The sequence below is a fragment of the Timaviella obliquedivisa GSE-PSE-MK23-08B genome (genome assembly GCA_019358855.1).
Lineage (GTDB): Bacteria > Cyanobacteriota > Cyanobacteriia > Elainellales > Elainellaceae > Timaviella > Timaviella obliquedivisa.
In genome coordinates, this window is record JAHHII010000001.1 from 332,487 (window position 1) to 348,314 (window position 15,828).

At 48.8% G+C, this 15,828-nt stretch carries 10 protein-coding genes; 4 read left to right on the forward strand and 6 right to left on the reverse strand.

Features of this window, described 5'->3' with window-relative positions; all coding sequences use genetic code 11:
* Positions 1 to 21: 21 nt before the first annotated feature.
* The 4 genes from aspS to KME11_01650 form a co-directional block, all read right to left on the reverse strand.
* Entirely contained in the window at positions 22 to 1,809 is a 1,788-nt protein-coding gene (aspS, locus tag KME11_01635; GenBank protein ID MBW4513911.1) for an aspartate--tRNA ligase, read from the reverse strand.
* A 205-nt stretch (positions 1,810 to 2,014) separates the two neighbouring features.
* Complete coding sequence (locus KME11_01640) at positions 2,015 to 2,512, reverse strand: TM2 domain-containing protein (GenBank protein MBW4513912.1); 498 nt, start codon at positions 2,510 to 2,512, stop codon at positions 2,015 to 2,017.
* A 119-nt stretch (positions 2,513 to 2,631) separates the two neighbouring features.
* Positions 2,632 to 2,820 carry a hypothetical protein gene (locus KME11_01645; protein ID MBW4513913.1) on the reverse strand — a complete coding sequence of 63 codons (189 nt, stop codon included), beginning with the start codon at positions 2,818 to 2,820 and terminating at the stop codon, positions 2,632 to 2,634.
* Positions 2,821 to 2,906: 86 nt separating this feature from the next.
* The gene (locus tag KME11_01650) at positions 2,907 to 8,144 is read right to left on the reverse strand and encodes a caspase family protein (protein ID MBW4513914.1); all 5,238 of its coding nucleotides are present in this window, start codon (positions 8,142 to 8,144) and stop codon (positions 2,907 to 2,909) included.
* A 617-nt stretch (positions 8,145 to 8,761) separates the two neighbouring features.
* Between KME11_01650 and KME11_01655 the strand changes: the two genes are divergently transcribed.
* The 3 genes from KME11_01655 to KME11_01665 all read left to right on the forward strand — a co-directional run bounded on the left by KME11_01655 (position 8,762) and on the right by KME11_01665 (position 11,650).
* Positions 8,762 to 9,172 (forward strand): tetratricopeptide repeat protein, encoded by a 411-nt coding sequence (locus KME11_01655; protein ID MBW4513915.1) that lies wholly within the window; start codon positions 8,762 to 8,764, stop codon positions 9,170 to 9,172.
* An 84-nt stretch (positions 9,173 to 9,256) separates the two neighbouring features.
* The gene (gene hflX, locus KME11_01660; GenBank protein ID MBW4513916.1) at positions 9,257 to 10,948 is read left to right on the forward strand and encodes a GTPase HflX; all 1,692 of its coding nucleotides are present in this window, start codon (positions 9,257 to 9,259) and stop codon (positions 10,946 to 10,948) included.
* Between the two features lie 27 nt (positions 10,949 to 10,975).
* On the forward strand, positions 10,976 to 11,650 hold the full coding sequence (locus KME11_01665) for a TrkA family potassium uptake protein (GenBank protein ID MBW4513917.1): 675 nt from the start codon (positions 10,976 to 10,978) through the stop codon (positions 11,648 to 11,650).
* On the opposite strand, the gene KME11_01670 is transcribed toward KME11_01665, so the two are convergent.
* Positions 11,647 to 13,215: a sodium:proton antiporter gene (locus KME11_01670; GenBank protein MBW4513918.1), complete on the reverse strand. Its 1,569-nt coding sequence runs from the start codon at positions 13,213 to 13,215 to the stop codon at positions 11,647 to 11,649. The genes KME11_01665 and KME11_01670 overlap by 4 nt on opposite strands.
* 182 nt (positions 13,216 to 13,397) lie before the next feature.
* Here KME11_01670 and galE point away from each other — a divergent pair, with 182 nt between their 5' ends.
* The gene (gene galE, locus KME11_01675; protein ID MBW4513919.1) at positions 13,398 to 14,396 is read left to right on the forward strand and encodes a UDP-glucose 4-epimerase GalE; all 999 of its coding nucleotides are present in this window, start codon (positions 13,398 to 13,400) and stop codon (positions 14,394 to 14,396) included.
* A 93-nt stretch (positions 14,397 to 14,489) separates the two neighbouring features.
* Here galE and ftsZ read toward each other — a convergent pair whose 3' ends face one another.
* Positions 14,490 to 15,785: a cell division protein FtsZ gene (gene ftsZ / locus KME11_01680; GenBank protein MBW4513920.1), complete on the reverse strand. Its 1,296-nt coding sequence runs from the start codon at positions 15,783 to 15,785 to the stop codon at positions 14,490 to 14,492.
* Between the last annotated feature and the right edge of the window lie 43 nt (positions 15,786 to 15,828).

Here is a 15,828-nt window from a genome sequence, read left to right on the forward strand (position 1 = left end):
TTGATTCTGACCATTTGCTCCTTAGGTCTTTGGCTTGCTAACGGTAGAAATATGCAACTCCTTAAGCTGCTTAGTATCTACCTCCGAAGGCGCATTGGTCAACAAACAACGAGCCTGTTGAGTTTTAGGGAACGCGATCGCATCTCGAATCGACTCCTCACTCGCCAACAACATCACCAAACGGTCTAGCCCGTAAGCAATGCCACCGTGGGGCGGCGTACCAAACTCGAACGCTTCTAGCAAAAAGCCAAACTTATTCTGCGCCTCTTCATCCGATAGCCCGATCGCCTCAAATACCTGTTTCTGCATTTCTGGCTGATAAATCCGTAAACTGCCGCCGCCGACTTCAAACCCATTAAACACTAAGTCATACGCCTGTGCCCGCGCCGTTTTCAGGTCATGGGCATCTTCTGGGAATGGAGCCGTAAAAGGATGGTGCAACGCTTCTAGGCGCTTCTCATCAGCATTCCACTCAAACATCGGGAACTCGGTAATCCACAGTAAATTAGTTTTCTCAGGATCAATTAACTTTAACTCCCGTGCCACAACTTGACGCAGGCGATCGAGCGTCTTATTCACCGTCGGCGCATCCCCAGCACCAAACAGCAGCAGATATCCAGGCTGTGCTCCCGTCCGGCTCAATAGCTCCTGCTTCTGTGCTTCTGTAAGATTGTCTTTAATTGCCCCAATAGTATCGATGTCGCCATCTTCCCGCACCCGGATGTACGCCAGCCCTTTTGCACCAGCCTCACTCGCCTCTCTAAACAAATCTCCACCCGGCTTAATCCGTACATTAGAAATCGCCTCATTGCCCCCAGGAATCGGCAACACTTTAACGATGCCGCCACTCGCCACTGCTCCCGAAAACACCTTAAAGCCAGAATCCTGCATCAAATCAGAAACATCCACCAACTCCAGCCCATAGCGCGTATCTGGTTTGTCGGAACCGTAGCGCTCCATCGCCTGAGCATAGGTCAGGCGCGGAAAGGGCATGGGTAGATCAATTCCCTTAACTTGCTTGAAAATATGGCAAACCAAAGCCTCATTCAACGCCAAAATTTCTTCTTGTGACATGAAGCTCATTTCCATGTCTAGCTGTGTAAACTCTGGCTGCCGATCTGCTCGTAAATCCTCATCACGGAAGCAGCGAGCAACTTGGTAGTAGCGATCGAACCCCGACACCATCAGCAATTGCTTAAACAACTGCGGTGACTGGGGCAACGCATAAAACTCACCCGGATTCACCCGACTGGGCACTAAATAATCCCGCGCTCCTTCGGGAGTCGATCGCGTCAATATTGGGGTTTCAATTTCCATAAACCCCTGGTCATCCTCTAAAAATCGCCGAATCGCCTTGATGACTTGGTGCCGAAGCTGCAAATTCTTAGACATGCGCTCTCGACGCAAATCCAAGTAGCGATACCGCAATCGCAAATCTTCTCGCACCGATTCTGTTTCAGCGATCGACACTTGGAACGGTAACTGTTTGCGCACTGCATTCAGCAGTTCAACCTGATCAGCATAAATCTCTACCTCACCTGTGGGAATCCGAGGATTGAGAGAATCCTCAGGGCGCTTCGTCACGCGTCCCGTAATCTTGACTACATACTCGTTTCGCAGATCGCCTGCTGCTTCGTAAGAGGCAGGGGTACGCACCGGATCGCAGACAATTTGACTAATACCGGAGCGATCGCGCAAGTCCAAAAAAATCACGCCACCATGATCACGCCGCCGATCGACCCAACCAAAAAGGGTAACTGTCTCTTCAACATGTTCGGCTCGGAGTTGACCGCAGTAGTGAGTTCGCATGGCTCTAAAAATCGCTAGGAATATGGATTCAGTTAAGAAAACCTCTCCATTATCTAGCATCATGAAACTTTTGAAAGCATAAAAAAAGTATCAAGAACGAAATCAAGTTCTTCACCTTTTTTCAATATCGTTTTCGTTCAAAAACGACTAAAACCCTAACGATGCACCAGGTTCATTTGGCTCTGAGTCTTCAGGGTTTTAGAGTCTAAACATCAAAAAAGTACCGAATAGCACCTGTAGTAGGGTCGTTGCCTATGTGTGCATATCCAACCCTTTCAGCTTCTTGAAGCAGTTTTTTGATATCTTCAGCTTCCAATTCAGTGTGCATGGCAGCTTGAGCCATGGATAACTGTCCACCTTGCTCTTTCGCAGCCTTGAGCAATTTTTGCATGGGACTCTTACGAGGAGTCTCTCCAGACTTTAATCCTCCTAAACCTTTTGGTTGGGGAATATCTCCAATATTTAGTGTGACTAAATGATTAATATCAGATGCTGCTTTTCCCTGAAGATAAAAGTTGCGCTTTTCAACCATGCCAGGGATGAGAATCAAGTCAATCAATTGACCGAAACCGAAAAGACCAAAGGTAAAAAGATAAATTAACCCCATCCCGGTGTTCCCGGTATAAAACCGCTGCCCGCCACAGATACCAAAGAGACATAGACACCAAGTAATGTAAGCGTTGCTCGAATTTACTTGCTGCATAGGTATTTCCCACTCTCAAGCAATTTACTCTTACCTAAGCGTACTCACGATCTGGAAGAAGCAACGAATTCTTCATCTTTTCTCAATCACCTGTGGTTGACCTAATTTTTTAGCGATCGCTATTTCGGCAAATTACGATCTTTTGGCTGATTGATGCAACCTGGCTTTTGAGTGTACTGACAGACCTTTGTCCAGAGCGTGTCTCTATTTCCAGGTGAGCCGCTCGAAAACAAGACGCGATCGCCCCCAATCATGGCGACAATTTTTACTCCACAAACCGAACAAACTTTAGGCTCAGTTTTAGACATTGCAGCTGCTTCCCACTTCTCAATTGCGTTACTCATTATTTTTCCATGCCGAGTGCCACGTTGAGTAACATGCGCTAGTTCAATTGTTACGGAGTAACGGGCAGTTTAGGACAGGATTCAGCAGTGACCTTTAAGTATTGAACACATTCTTGAGGGGTTAATTGCCGAAAACTACGATCGCGCGCCAGCTTTAGCAACATATCCCAAGTTGCCGCCCACAGATAAATCTGTCCCTCTTCAGTCAATGTGGCTATATACTGCCCGTCGGGGCTGAAAAAGGCTTGCTGCATCTTCACTGGCTCTCCTGTCACCCCAGGATTTAACACTGCCAACTCAGTTCCAGTTTCAGTCTCCCATAGCCGAGCCGTACCATCTGCGCTAGCCGTCACAATCGATCGCCCATCGGGGCTAAAGTGTGCGTCCAATACAGCATTTTGGTGCCCCATCAAAAGAAACCGCTCTTCGCCTGTACGGGCATTCCAAACTTTGGCACCATCCCAACTCGCAGCCACAACTTGCTCACCGTCGGGGCTAAAGCGAGCGCTGTTAAGTTCACCCGTATGCTTTAGCTCTTTCTCCAATAACCCTGAGCTAACACGCCAAATTCGAGCCGTCCGGTCAAGGCTAGAAGTCACAATAAATTGCCCATCAGGGCTAAACTGAGCCTGCTGGATCGCTGCTGTATGTCCTTGGAACTCCTGAATAAATTGCCCAGACTGCGTATCCCAAACCCGTACTGTCAAATCATCTGCAATTCCTAGTAACTGCTGCCCATCAGTACTAAAAGCCAACTGTCGCACAGCCGCCGCTTTAGTGCCCTGATCTGGAGTCGTCTTGGGTTTTTCAGACTGAATCGGCGATAATTCGTTGATAGGCTGGTCATCGTCCCGCCAGTTTGAAATTCGATGCGCTAACTTCATTGACTGATTAGGACGAACTTGATACAGTTCAACCCATCCCTCAGTGTTAGCCGTTGCTACCATTTGACCATCGGGGCTTAACACTGCCCCCGACAGAATTTTGTTTGTAACAGGAAGTTCTGATGATGCAACTCCTGAAGAAGAGGCAACTGTGCCGATCGCCAACTGAGAACTATTCTCTAAAGAATCAACAGGTCGGATAACAGGGGGGCTTAATAGCTGAGTATTGACATTGAGCCGTTGAGTTCGCTTTCGCAAAAAGCTCATTAACCATTGGAAAAAATTAGAGGAATCTTGAAGCTTGGTCTCTTCGCTTAATGCAGATGAGCCAATCTGAGGCGCAGGCTCTTCGAGATACCCGCGAGCGGTCGCATCCGTCAGAATTTGCCAGCGTTGCAGTTGACCATTAGAGGCGATCGAAATCATTTGGTTAATAGCGGCATTAGCAGGTTTTCTCACCGCTGCTTGAGCGGGCTGGTCAGATCCCCATAAGCTTAAGCTGGGATTTTCCAAGCTCTTATTGCCCATTCCTAGTTCAGCAGAAGCTTGCCCTATCCGTCCTTTAGCTCCACCCTGGAGAAACATTGCCCAATGAACAGGTGCATCAGTTAGCTTCAGGGTTGGCAGTTCTCCCCCGGTTTTAGCCGACCAAAATCGTACTATGCCGCCCGCTGCCGTTGCAACATAAGTTCCGTCTGGGCTGAACTGAAGTCTGTTAATAGTGCCTTTCTGCCCTGGCAATGTGGCGATCTCCTGACCCGTTTGCAGATCCCATAGTTGAGCTGCCTGAGGTTCAGCGGAACTTGTCGTCTGAGGTTCAACCGTTGCCATGATTCGGGCATCTGGGCTAAGGCTCAGTAGGTTATTTTCTGCTTGAATTACAGTCGTAGTTTGGGAAGTATGGGGAATAGTCACGTCATTTTTAAGAGTCCCAGAAGCGATATCCCAGAGCCAGACTCGGTGAGAAGGATCGGTTGTGACAAGAATTTGCCCATTAGGACTAAATTTCATCTGCACCACAGGCTGAGCAGTAGTATCCTGTCCTTTTTGGGTCAAACTCTGTCGGTTCAAATTTACTCTGCCTAAGGGGTTAGAATGATGAAGTTGCCCCAAGGGTATTTGTTTTTTTTGCTCAAAAGTATGCAGCAGCTTTCCAGTAGCCGTATTCCATAGCTTAGCCTGACCATTGCTAGAAGCTGTTGCCACCCACTCCCCATTGGGACTGAAAACAGACTGACTCACACTACTACCATGGGATAGCGTAGAAATGAGGTAGCGCTTAAAGGTTTGCGTATCAGATTTTGCAGGGTCAGACTTTAAACGCCAAAGCTGTGCCCTACCATTAAGCGCTGTAGAGAGCAAAAACTGTGTATCTGGGCTAATTTGCAAGCTCTTGATGTCTCCAGCTTGGGGCAGATTGTCTTCGAGCCGTCCGGTCTCAGCATCCCAAATTGAGATGGATTGGTCACGGTAAGCCACAACAATCCACTTGCCATCTGGACTGAACATGACCTCGGTTGCTTCGGCTGAGCCAGCTATATTATCCAAAATCAATCTGCCAGATTCAACTGACCATACTTTGACTTGAGAGGAGTTTTCAGCGATCGCCGCCACATACAACCCATCTGGGCTATAAGCAACCGAAGTAACATTGGCGATCGCATCACTCTGTGGAGTGGGTTCTGCCCAAGTCAAAATTTGTAAAGGCTTAAGCACCGTGTTATAAACCGTCTGAGGATTGAGCGACCACAGTCGGATAGTACCATCGGCACTGGCAGTCGCTAGCGTTTGAAGCTTCTGGTTCTCAGGACTAAATACCATTTGATTGACGCTGTCTTCATGCCCTCGTAGCTCTAGCTGCAAGCGCAAATTTTTCAATGCAGATCGGATGCTTGCCTGCATTTCGTATGTTGCTTTACCATGCTCAGCAGCCAAACGACCGATCAGCAATGCCACCATGGGGTCGCTGTTAGAATTTTGCAGCACGGTTTGGGCAATCAGCGCTCGCTCTCGTGCAGTAGCAATTTGTAGTTGATAATGCTGTTTGGCTTGGGTTTGCATCGTGCCATAGTACTGGCTCAACACCATTGCCAACGTTGCCAATAACACCGAGGGAACAGCAATTTGAACTTGCCTTGATTCTCTTCGGGTTCGACGGATTGCCGATTGACTGACTGCTACATATTGCTGAGCCAATGCAGAAAGCTCTTGTGGATAAAGCTGGATAAAATCCTCAGCGTCTCGTAAGCGTAGCCCTTGCAGCAAATACTCTCCTTGAGCAGATTGTCCAGCAGCATCCCATTCTTGAGCAGTCGACTCAATGCGGCGCTGTCGCCGCAGCATATCTCGATTTTCATTAATCCAATCTTTTAATAATGACCAGTTGCGAATTAAAGCTTCGTGGGTGACATCTACAACTTCTTGAACTTGAGATTGAGCCTGAAAAAGTGGACTGGTAGATGAATGTGCCCCCTTGGGGACATCTCGAAGAGATTGCCCTGCTTCGCGCAAAGTTTGCTCACCCCCCATTTCTTGATTCGTGATCACTAACTTTGCAGCCACTAATTTTTCTAGCACCTGTTCAATCAAGTCGCTCGGAAAAATCGGGCTAACTAGCTCAGACTTAACCACCCGCCGCCGAGTATCTTCTGTGCCCTCACCCAATTGAGTTAGCGCTAGAAAAATTCGCTTAGCTACTGCTTGCTCTTCCAGCGTCAGACTAGAAAAAATTTCTGTGGCTTGTTTTTGTAGAGTACCCCGTACTCCTCCCAGTTCCCGATACGTGTCGAGGGTGAGACGAACAACACCTCCCTCGGCGCTGGTGCGGCGATGCTCCCAGAGTTCTAGTAAGGTGTATTGCAGCAACGGCAGTTCGCCAGGGGCACCGATAATATCCATCAGCATGGTGTAGACCAGGTTTGGCTCACAGACAAGCCCCACCTTTTGTGCTGGGCGGACAATGGTTGCTTTAATTTGCTCATATTTGAGTGGAGAAACCATTATCCGATGTTGCTCTATCTTCCGAGCCAGACCTTCATAAAGTGAGCATTTACCTATAAAATCTGCTCTCACTACGATCGCCAGACTCAAGTAATCGCTAACCATTTCCAGTGCTACTGCTAAGCAATCAAAGAATTTTTGACGCTCATTCTCAACATGGATACCCCGAGGTAACGTAAAAACTTCCTCAAATTGGTCAATGACCAGTAAAAGCTGAGGACGTTCTTTCGGAGATAAGCCTGTCGTACCACCTTCTACCGCTAAACTTGCCCGTACTAACTGCGCTAAACCCATGCCACCATCTTGCAAAAATGCCTCTGCTCGCCGGAGTTGTTCTGCGCGTTCAAGTTCGCTTAGTTCTGGATCAATGAAGGCGGCAGCTAAGCTTTTGAGTGGATGTTCTGTAGGAGTCAAAAGCTTGATTTTCCACGCATTTGCGCCAGTAGGGGTTCTTTCTTGCTGAAGCCGCGAAATTACTCCTGCCCGCAAGAGCGAAGACTTGCCACTGCCTGAAGCCCCTGTAACAGCCGCGAATCGTTCTGTTTTTAACTGGTCAATCAGCTGAGCCGTTAATTCTTCTCGCCCAAAGAAGAACTCTGCATGAGCTTCGTCAAAAAACTCCAATCCTCGGTAAGGACAAATATGGGTGGGTTTTACTGTTTTGATGGGGCTAGGCTGTCCGCCATTGCCACGAGTCAAGATGATTTCGCTCCCCGAGCTTTCAAACAAAGGCTGCTGAATTTCGCTTTTAAGAGAGTGGTTGACCCAATCGGTGAGGGAGTGGTTAGTCACGACTCCAGCTTCGACACGGTTAGGGTCTAACCCAGTGACTAAGGCTTGAGTGAAAACACTGTAGGGGCTTTCGAGGGATTCGTAGGCGGTTTCGTATTCTTTAGAAGCTGCCATAAATAGGCGATCGGTTCCAGCTTGGGCACCAGGATCAGCTTCTAGAAAATTGAGCAGTTCTCCACTATGGCAACAGTCAAGGATGACGATTCGTTGGCGGACGGGGCTTTCTTGAAGGAGCCGCCGCAACCAGAAGAGCGATAATCCGCAAAAGCCTTTGTCGGGATTAGCATCACTGACCGCCAAATAACCCTCTTGAATGCCTGCATCTCGCTGAATGCCGTGTCCAGAGAAATAGAATAGGGCAGTGTGGGGTGGATTATTGCCCTTAGGTTTGAAGAGATTGATGAGAGCAGTTTCTAATTCTTGCAGAGTAACAGGCGTTTTCTGTCCTATCTGGGATTTTCCAGACTGAATCATTTCTGGCAAACGATGAACCCGAAACTCACCGTAGGAGTGTAGTTGCTGGGCGATCGCCTCTGCGTCTTTTGCAGGAGCCTGCAAACTCGGCAAATATTGGTATGTATTAATTCCCACTATCAAAGCGTCGCGTGACATTTAAGCTATCCCCTACAAACCGTATCAATTACCGCTAGAGTTCTCTGATCTCAAAAAAGATCTAATCGAGTGCTAGTAATCAACTTAAACCGGACACAACAGGGGTAACGAACTCAGAATCAAGCCAGGTAAATCTACGTTAAATTACCGAAAATATTCATATCTTTCATCGATTTATTTCTAGCTGCTATAAGCGAAGATATCCAAACTATTACAAAATGCAAAAGGGGTGACAACCCCTAACTGGTAACACTTACAGCAATTCGGGTTTGAACCTAAAGTTGTCATAAGGCGAAAACAGAAATTATTTAAATCGATCAGCTAAAATACTGAAATTATTACTAGTGATCTATAAATACGAGAAAACTACTGAAGAGGATATACGGAATACTGCTGAATTTTCTCTTCGCTTACGATGAGAGTAAGTACAACTACTGGAACTTTGAGTTTCTTAATCAAACAATTGTAAGGAACTGATAAATACGTCATAAACTATAAAGTAAGTTTTGAGGATTAGTATAGTTAATGCAGTTAAACCCTACTCATTCAACTGCTGACTCTCAAACTTTATAGGGTGTGAGAGTTCGGGCGTTGCATTGTTTCAACTGAGTATAGACATGTCCCTTATAAAAATTGACCAAGCCTTAGCCGTTAATCCTGCAAGTAGTAGAATCTGGTACGAACGGGGTTGCACATTAGCAGATGCAGGAAATTACAGAGAGGCGCTTGTGAATTTTAATCAAGCTCTGACCTTGCAACCGAGTGATGCTAGGCTTTGGGTGTTTCAAAGCGTGATGTTGATTCACTTGGAGCGCTACTTGGAAGCGTTAGAAAGTTGCGATCGCGCCTTAGCCATCAATCCCAAAGATGCCGAAGCTCTACTATTCCGTGGTGTTGCCTTTCAGCGGCTAGGGCGCTACCGGATGGCGTATGCCAGCTATGAAAACGCTTTGGGTAGAGGTCAAAAAGCTTCTAGAGGCAGGTGGCAAAACTTTAAAGAGATTTGGAGCTCGTTGACTGCTAACTAGATTTCTTCTGCAACTGGAGAGCAGACTTTGTGAGCAAATCTGTAGAATGAATGTATTCGGATTCAGACCCAGCAATGGCTGGAAATACTTATCGAAACGATTTACGGAAACCTTCAGGGTCTAAAATCTAGCCAGCTTAAGCAGTTGCAGAAGCTCTATCATCAGCGGTTGCCGGGCGATCGCATGGCAACTACTGAGTTTGCTCAGCGCCTTGCAGCCGTGAGCGCCGAAATTAATCAGCCGATTTGCACCTACATTAACCGTCGAGGACAGGTGATTCGGGTCGGCATTGGCAGTGTGCGGCAAACGCAGATTCCGCCGATGGAGTTGCCGCGCTATGGTGCAGAGCGGTTGAGCGGTATTCGCTGTGTGGCAACTCAGCTTAAATCAGATGTGCCGAGTGAAGCCATTCTTACCTCTATGGCGTTGCAACGGTTGGATGTGTTGGTGCTGTTATCTCTGACGGGTACTGGTTTTGAGAAGCGGGGAGGCGGCGCAACAGGTTATGTCAGAGAGACTTATTTAGCGCATTTGGTGCCGCACCCAGAAACGACTTGGACTGTTTCTCCGCCTATGAGTTTAGAGGATCTGACCAGTCAAGATTTTCTCGACCTGACTGAGGGGCTAGAAGCAGAATTCCGGCGGGAGTTTGTAGCTCGGCAGGTAGGAGATGACCAGGATCGGGTGCTTTTGGTGGGCGTGATGACGCAACGTATGACGGGACAGCGATTTCAGGATGGGCTGAATGAACTGGATCGGTTGATCGATACGGCAGGGGGTGAGGTGGTGCACGTGGTGCATCAAAAGCGATCGTCCTTTCATCCGCAGACTGTGGTGGGAGAAGGGAAGGTTCAAGAAATTGCCTTAGCGGCTCAGACAAGCGGGGCAAATTTAGTAGTGTTTGACCACGATTTGTCGCCGACGCAGGTGCGAAACCTGGAGATGTTGATCGGGGTGCGGGTGGTCGATCGCACTGAGGTGATTTTAGATATTTTTGCCCAGCGTGCGCAGTCGAGGGCAGGAAAACTCCAGGTAGAGTTAGCGCAGCTTCAATATATGATGCCGCGTTTGGGTGGACGCGGAAAAACGATGTCGCGCTTAGGCGGCGGTATTGGGACGCGAGGGCCAGGGGAAACGAAACTGGAGACAGAGCGACGGGCGATTCAGCGGCGAATTCAGCGACTACAACAAGAGGTTGATCAGCTTCAGGCGCATCGATCGCGGCTTCGGCAACAACGGCAGCACCACGAAGTTCCGTCGATCGCCATTGTGGGCTATACCAACGCGGGCAAATCTACGTTGCTCAATGCCCTAACCAATTCAGAGATTTACGCAGCGGATCAGCTATTTGCAACGCTTGACCCTACAACGCGACGCTTGACGGTGACTGATCCGATGACTCAGGATTCTTTACCGATTGTTTTAACCGATACGGTAGGGTTTATTCAGGACTTACCGCCCGCATTGATGGATGCGTTCCGCGCGACGCTAGAAGAGGTCACTGAGGCGGATGCCCTTTTACATGTGGTGGACTTATCGCATCGGGCGTGGCAAAGCCAAATTCGGTCAGTCATGTCGATTTTGTCGCAGCTACCAATCACGCCAGGGCCAGTGTTGCTAGCGTTCAATAAGATGGACGAGGTCGATGGAGATACTTTGATGCTGGCAGAGGAAGAGTTTCCGCAGGCGGTGTTTATTTCAGCAGGCGATCGCTTAGGCTTAGAAACTTTACGGTTACGATTAGCGCAGTTAGTGCAGTATGCGATCGTGTCTTAGAAATTAGCCTGGGTGGGAGAAATTGCTATGTATGTTGTGGTTGGCGGTGCGGGGCTAATTGGGCTGAACCTTGCTCAGAAGCTGGTAGACCTAGGACATACGATCGCCATGATTGACATTGATCCGAAAGCTTGCCGCTACGCGCGGGAACAGCTGGGCGTGATGGCATTTGAGGGCAGCGCTGTGAGCACTGAGGTTTTGATTGAAGCGGGGATTCGTAAAGCTGATGCTTTGGCGGCGGTGCTGCGTAACGATGCTTTGAATTTGGCAATGGTGGCATTGGCAAAACACTACGGGGTGGCGCAAATTTTGGCGCGGATGCGGCACCGAGATTTTGCAGAGCCGTACCGAATTGCCGGAGCAACTTCGATCATTAATGCGATCGACCTGGCGGTTTCAACCCTGGTCAATGCGATCGAATATCCTCAGGTAGAGTCGATGCTGCATTTTGAGCAAGATCAGATTGAGGTATTAAAGCTGTCGATTCCAACCGAGTCTCCGATCGCGGGTCGCAGCTTAGCGAAAATTTCCCAAGATCCTAGCTGTCCTACAGGTTCATTAATTATTGGCTATCAAGCCCATCCTCATGAGGATTTGATCATCCCGAATGGTAGTACTGTCTTGGAAGCAGGCTCAACTATTTTGATGGTGACCAAGCCGGGGGCAATTCATCAGGTGGTGGATTTTGTGCTGGGCAGCTAGTCATCTCCCAGGCTGATGAGTTTTTCATCAATTTGCCGCAGACGCTCTTGCACAACATCTTCTGAGATGATTTGTTTGCGGAGGGCATCGCTTAAGGCTCCTTTTTCGGCAAGTAAGAGTCGGCGGCGAACTGCGTCCAGCCGAGACGGATCGGCTTGATTATAGAGGTCGCGGAGAACTTTTTCGGCTTTGGCAACTTGAATTTGGTAGAGCGATCGCATTTCTTCATAAACGGCTTTGGGCAACACTCCAGTTTTCAACATCCCATCCAGTTCATCTTGGGCGGCTTTGGCGGTAATCAGTTGTGCCCTTAATTCCTCAGCCTGTTGAGAAGGGGCTGACAAGGACTTGAGACGAAGACGTTTGACAAACCAAGGTAAGCTCAAACCCTGCATGACCAGGGAAAGCAGGACGGTGCCGAAGACGATTGCAATCAAGTCGCCTCGTTCAGGGATACTGGCAGGGAGACTGAGAGCCAGAGCCATTGATAACGAGCCTTTGATATTACCGAAGAAGAGGACGTGTTGCCAACGCAGAGGAATGGGGCGATCGATCCGTTGAGCGATCGCCAGCAAAGGATAAACTGCCAAAATTCGTCCAACCTGATAAGCCAAAATCGCCAGCAGCACCGCTGGCAAAGTTTGCCAAAGCGTCGTGAGGTTGACCTCCACCCCAATCAGCAAAAAAATAAAGGTATTGACCCCAAACCCGGCATACTCCCAAAAGCTGTAAAGCGTAACGCGGTTAGAGGCAGACCCTTGGCGCGACAAACCGACATTTCCCACCATCAGCCCTGCCACCACCACAGCCACCACTCCAGACACCCCAATCAGATGACCCACCTGGTAAGCACCTAATGCTACGGCTACCGTCAGTAAAATGCTGCTTAAGTTATCTTCTGAACGAGTAAATAACTCGGCGCTGAGATAGCCTAGCACCAGTCCGAGCAGCGTTCCGCCAGCAATCACAATAAAAAGTTGCTGTATGCCCCCAGCCACCGAGAATTTTCCCGTTGTATGTGCCAGCAATACGAGGTTGTATAGGACTAAAGCCACGCCATCGTTGAGCAGGCTCTCTCCTTCCACGATCGTTGTGAGGCGCGATGGAACAGAAATTTCTTTGAAAACGGCAATCACGGAAACAGTATCGGTGATGGCTAAAATGATCCCGAGCAAAAACGCTGAAACCCAGTCAAGTCCAAGTCCAAACTTTAAGCCCAGAGCGGTAACCCCGGCAGAAATAATGACTCCAGGGCCAGCCAGGAGAGAAATGGGCTTTAGGGTACTGCGGAGACGGCTGATGTCGGTATTAATAGCGGCTTCAAACAGCAAGATGGGCAAAAAGAGGTTAAGAATGAGGGCAGAGCTAAGCCCTGTACGACCTGGCAGGAAAGGGGCGATCGCCAATCCAGCAAACACCAATCCTGTTACATAAGGAATTCGTAGCCGCCGTGACAGCAACGCCACAACTGTCGCCACTAGCAACAAAATAATAGAGTCGGTCACAAATTCTGCAACAGGACTGACATCAAGCTCAGTGACAGCAAGATAAAAAGCAGAGGGCATAGAAGGCAAATATAAAGAGCAGCAGTCAAAATCAAGAGCAGATAGAGCCGGAGTGATGAATTGGATAATATAACCAGAGAATCTTGATACGAGGTGGAAAAACTGGTAGATGTGGATGAGGCTGCTTAAACATATTCTCCAAGGCAGTGGCTTCGATTATTTGTGGGGAAAGGAGTGTAAACGTGGCACAGGAAAAACCGACCATTTTAGTGACTGGCGGAGCAGGATATATTGGCTCCCATGCCGTACTTGCTCTTCAGAAGGCAGGCTATGGGGTAATTGTGCTAGATAACTTGGTCTACGGACACCAAGACATTGCAGATGTCCTGAAGGTTGAGTTGGTGATCGGAGATACGAACGATCGCTCCTTGCTCGATAATCTTTTTGCGACTCGAGAGATTGCCGCTGTCATTCATTTTGCAGCTTACGCTTATGTCGGCGAGTCGGTTTCAGATCCCGCTAAATATTACCGCAATAACGTCGTTGGGACTCTGACTTTGCTCGAAGCAATGGTGGCAGCTAACGTTAAAAAGTTCGTTTTCTCTTCGACCTGCGCTACCTATGGTGTCCCGATCGCGGTTCCGATTGCTGAAGATCATCCTCAAGCTCCCATTAATCCCTACGGCGCTACGAAACTAATGGTGGAGCGAATTCTGGCTGATTTTGATGAAGCGCACGAGTTTAAGTCTGTCTGCTTTCGATACTTCAATGCAGCGGGGGCTGATCCAGACGGGCTTTTGGGCGAAGACCACAACCCAGAAACTCACTTAATTCCACTGGTTTTACAAACAGCATTAGGCATTCGAGAGTCGATCGCCGTCTTTGGCACCGACTATCCTACTCCTGATGGCACCTGTATCCGCGACTATATTCACGTTACTGATTTAGCGACGGCTCATGTGCTGGGTCTAGAGTACTTGCTGCAAGGGAATAACAGCGATATTTTTAACCTGGGTAACGGCAGCGGTTTCTCGGTGAAAGAGGTCATTGAAGCGGCTAAGACGGTGACGGGGCAAAAAATTATGGTAGTAGAACGCGATCGCCGCCCTGGCGACCCTCCAGCTTTGGTAGGCAGTAGCGAGAAGGCTCAGCGCGTTTTGGGCTGGCGATCGCAGTACGCCGATATCCATCAAATTTTGACCCATGCTTGGAGTTGGCACCAGAAACGGCATGGGCATTAGCTAGAAGAATTAATCAAGAGGGGCGTGAGTCTGAAACTCATAACCCCTCTGATAAAAAACTTTGATAAAAACTTTGAAAGCGCTTCGCCACACTTAACGAGGAGGTCGTCGCCGCTGCAAGAACTCAGGAATGTCGAGTCCTGGCTTAGTGACCTTTGGCTCAGGGCCAGGAGTAAGCGGAACTGAAGGTTGAGAAGGGGTTGGTGGCGGCGGTGGCGTACTGGGGAGCGATCGCCGGATTGACGAAACGCGTGCAGCTTGCACTGGCGGCGCGACGAGAGCTTCGGGGGTAAACCCTGTAGCAATGACTGTAATACGAATTTCGCCCTGGAGGCGATCGTCTAACACTGCACCAAAGATAATATTGGCGTTTGGATCAACCGCTTCGTAAATAATTTCAGCTGCTGCATTAACTTCATGCAGGGTCAGGTCGTGACCCCCCGTAATATTAAAGACTACGCCCTTTGCGCCATCAATTGACGACTCTAGTAAAGGCGAGGAAATTGCTGCGGTCGCTGCTTCCCGTGCCCTAGATTTGCCAGAGCCAACCCCAATACCCATAAGAGCAGAGCCTGCATCCGCCATGACGGCTCGAACATCTGCAAAGTCTACGTTAACGAGTCCAGGAATAGTAATGATATCAGAGATGCCTTGAACCCCTTGCCGCAAAATATCATCGGCAACTCGGAAGGCTTCTTGCACCGGAGTTTGCTCTGAAATGACTGTAAGCAGCTTGTCGTTAGGGATGATGATGAGGGTATCAACCTGAGACTGGAGCGCTGCTACGCCATCGTCGGCTTGCCCGGTACGCCGCCGACCCTCAAAGGTAAAGGGACGAGTGATGACACCAACCGTCAACGCCCCAACTTCCTTGGCAATTTCTGCCACAATGGGAGCCGCGCCTGTGCCTGTACCGCCGCCCATACCAGCGGTGATGAAAACTAAGTCAGAATGGTCGAGCGCGGCAGCAATTTCGTCGCGGGATTCTTCGGCAGCTTTCTGCCCGATCGCCGGGTTTCCTCCTGCTCCTAGTCCTCGAGTTAGCTTCTGCCCAATTTGCAAGCGATTGACCGCAGAAGCATGGGTAAGGGCTTGTGCATCAGTGTTGATTGTCCAAAACTCTACACCAGAGACCTCACTCGCAATCATTCGATTGACGGCATTACAGCCGCCACCTCCTACCCCAATCACTTTGATCTTAGCAATGCTACTTGGCACAATCTCATCACTCCTGTCTTCTTCTCGCAGTGAGCCCCTCGGATCATGGACTTGACCCAAGTGTATACCAGAGTTAGAGAAAGGATTTGCGTTGTTCATTGGGAGTGAAAAGTTGACCTGACTTTCGCCGGGGGCATCGGAGTTATTAGCTACTTTATTATCAAACGTCATTGCGATTTAGAAGCCACTGGTACAAAGACTTTTTAGCTCTAGA

What these genes read in the sequence shown, in the direction of transcription:
- aspS (MBW4513911.1), bottom strand. Translation starts at nt 1,809, where the DNA reads ATGCGAACTCACTACTGCGGTCAACTCCGAGCCGAACATGTTGAAGAG.
- KME11_01640 (MBW4513912.1), bottom strand. Translation starts at nt 2,512, where the DNA reads ATGCAGCAAGTAAATTCGAGCAACGCTTACATTACTTGGTGTCTATGT.
- KME11_01645 (MBW4513913.1), bottom strand. Translation starts at nt 2,820, where the DNA reads ATGTCTAAAACTGAGCCTAAAGTTTGTTCGGTTTGTGGAGTAAAAATT.
- KME11_01650 (MBW4513914.1), bottom strand. Translation starts at nt 8,144, where the DNA reads ATGTCACGCGACGCTTTGATAGTGGGAATTAATACATACCAATATTTG.
- KME11_01655 (MBW4513915.1), top strand. Translation starts at nt 8,762, where the DNA reads ATGTCCCTTATAAAAATTGACCAAGCCTTAGCCGTTAATCCTGCAAGT.
- KME11_01665 (MBW4513917.1), top strand. Translation starts at nt 10,976, where the DNA reads ATGTATGTTGTGGTTGGCGGTGCGGGGCTAATTGGGCTGAACCTTGCT.
- KME11_01670 (MBW4513918.1), bottom strand. Translation starts at nt 13,215, where the DNA reads ATGCCCTCTGCTTTTTATCTTGCTGTCACTGAGCTTGATGTCAGTCCT.
- ftsZ (MBW4513920.1), bottom strand. Translation starts at nt 15,785, where the DNA reads ATGACGTTTGATAATAAAGTAGCTAATAACTCCGATGCCCCCGGCGAA.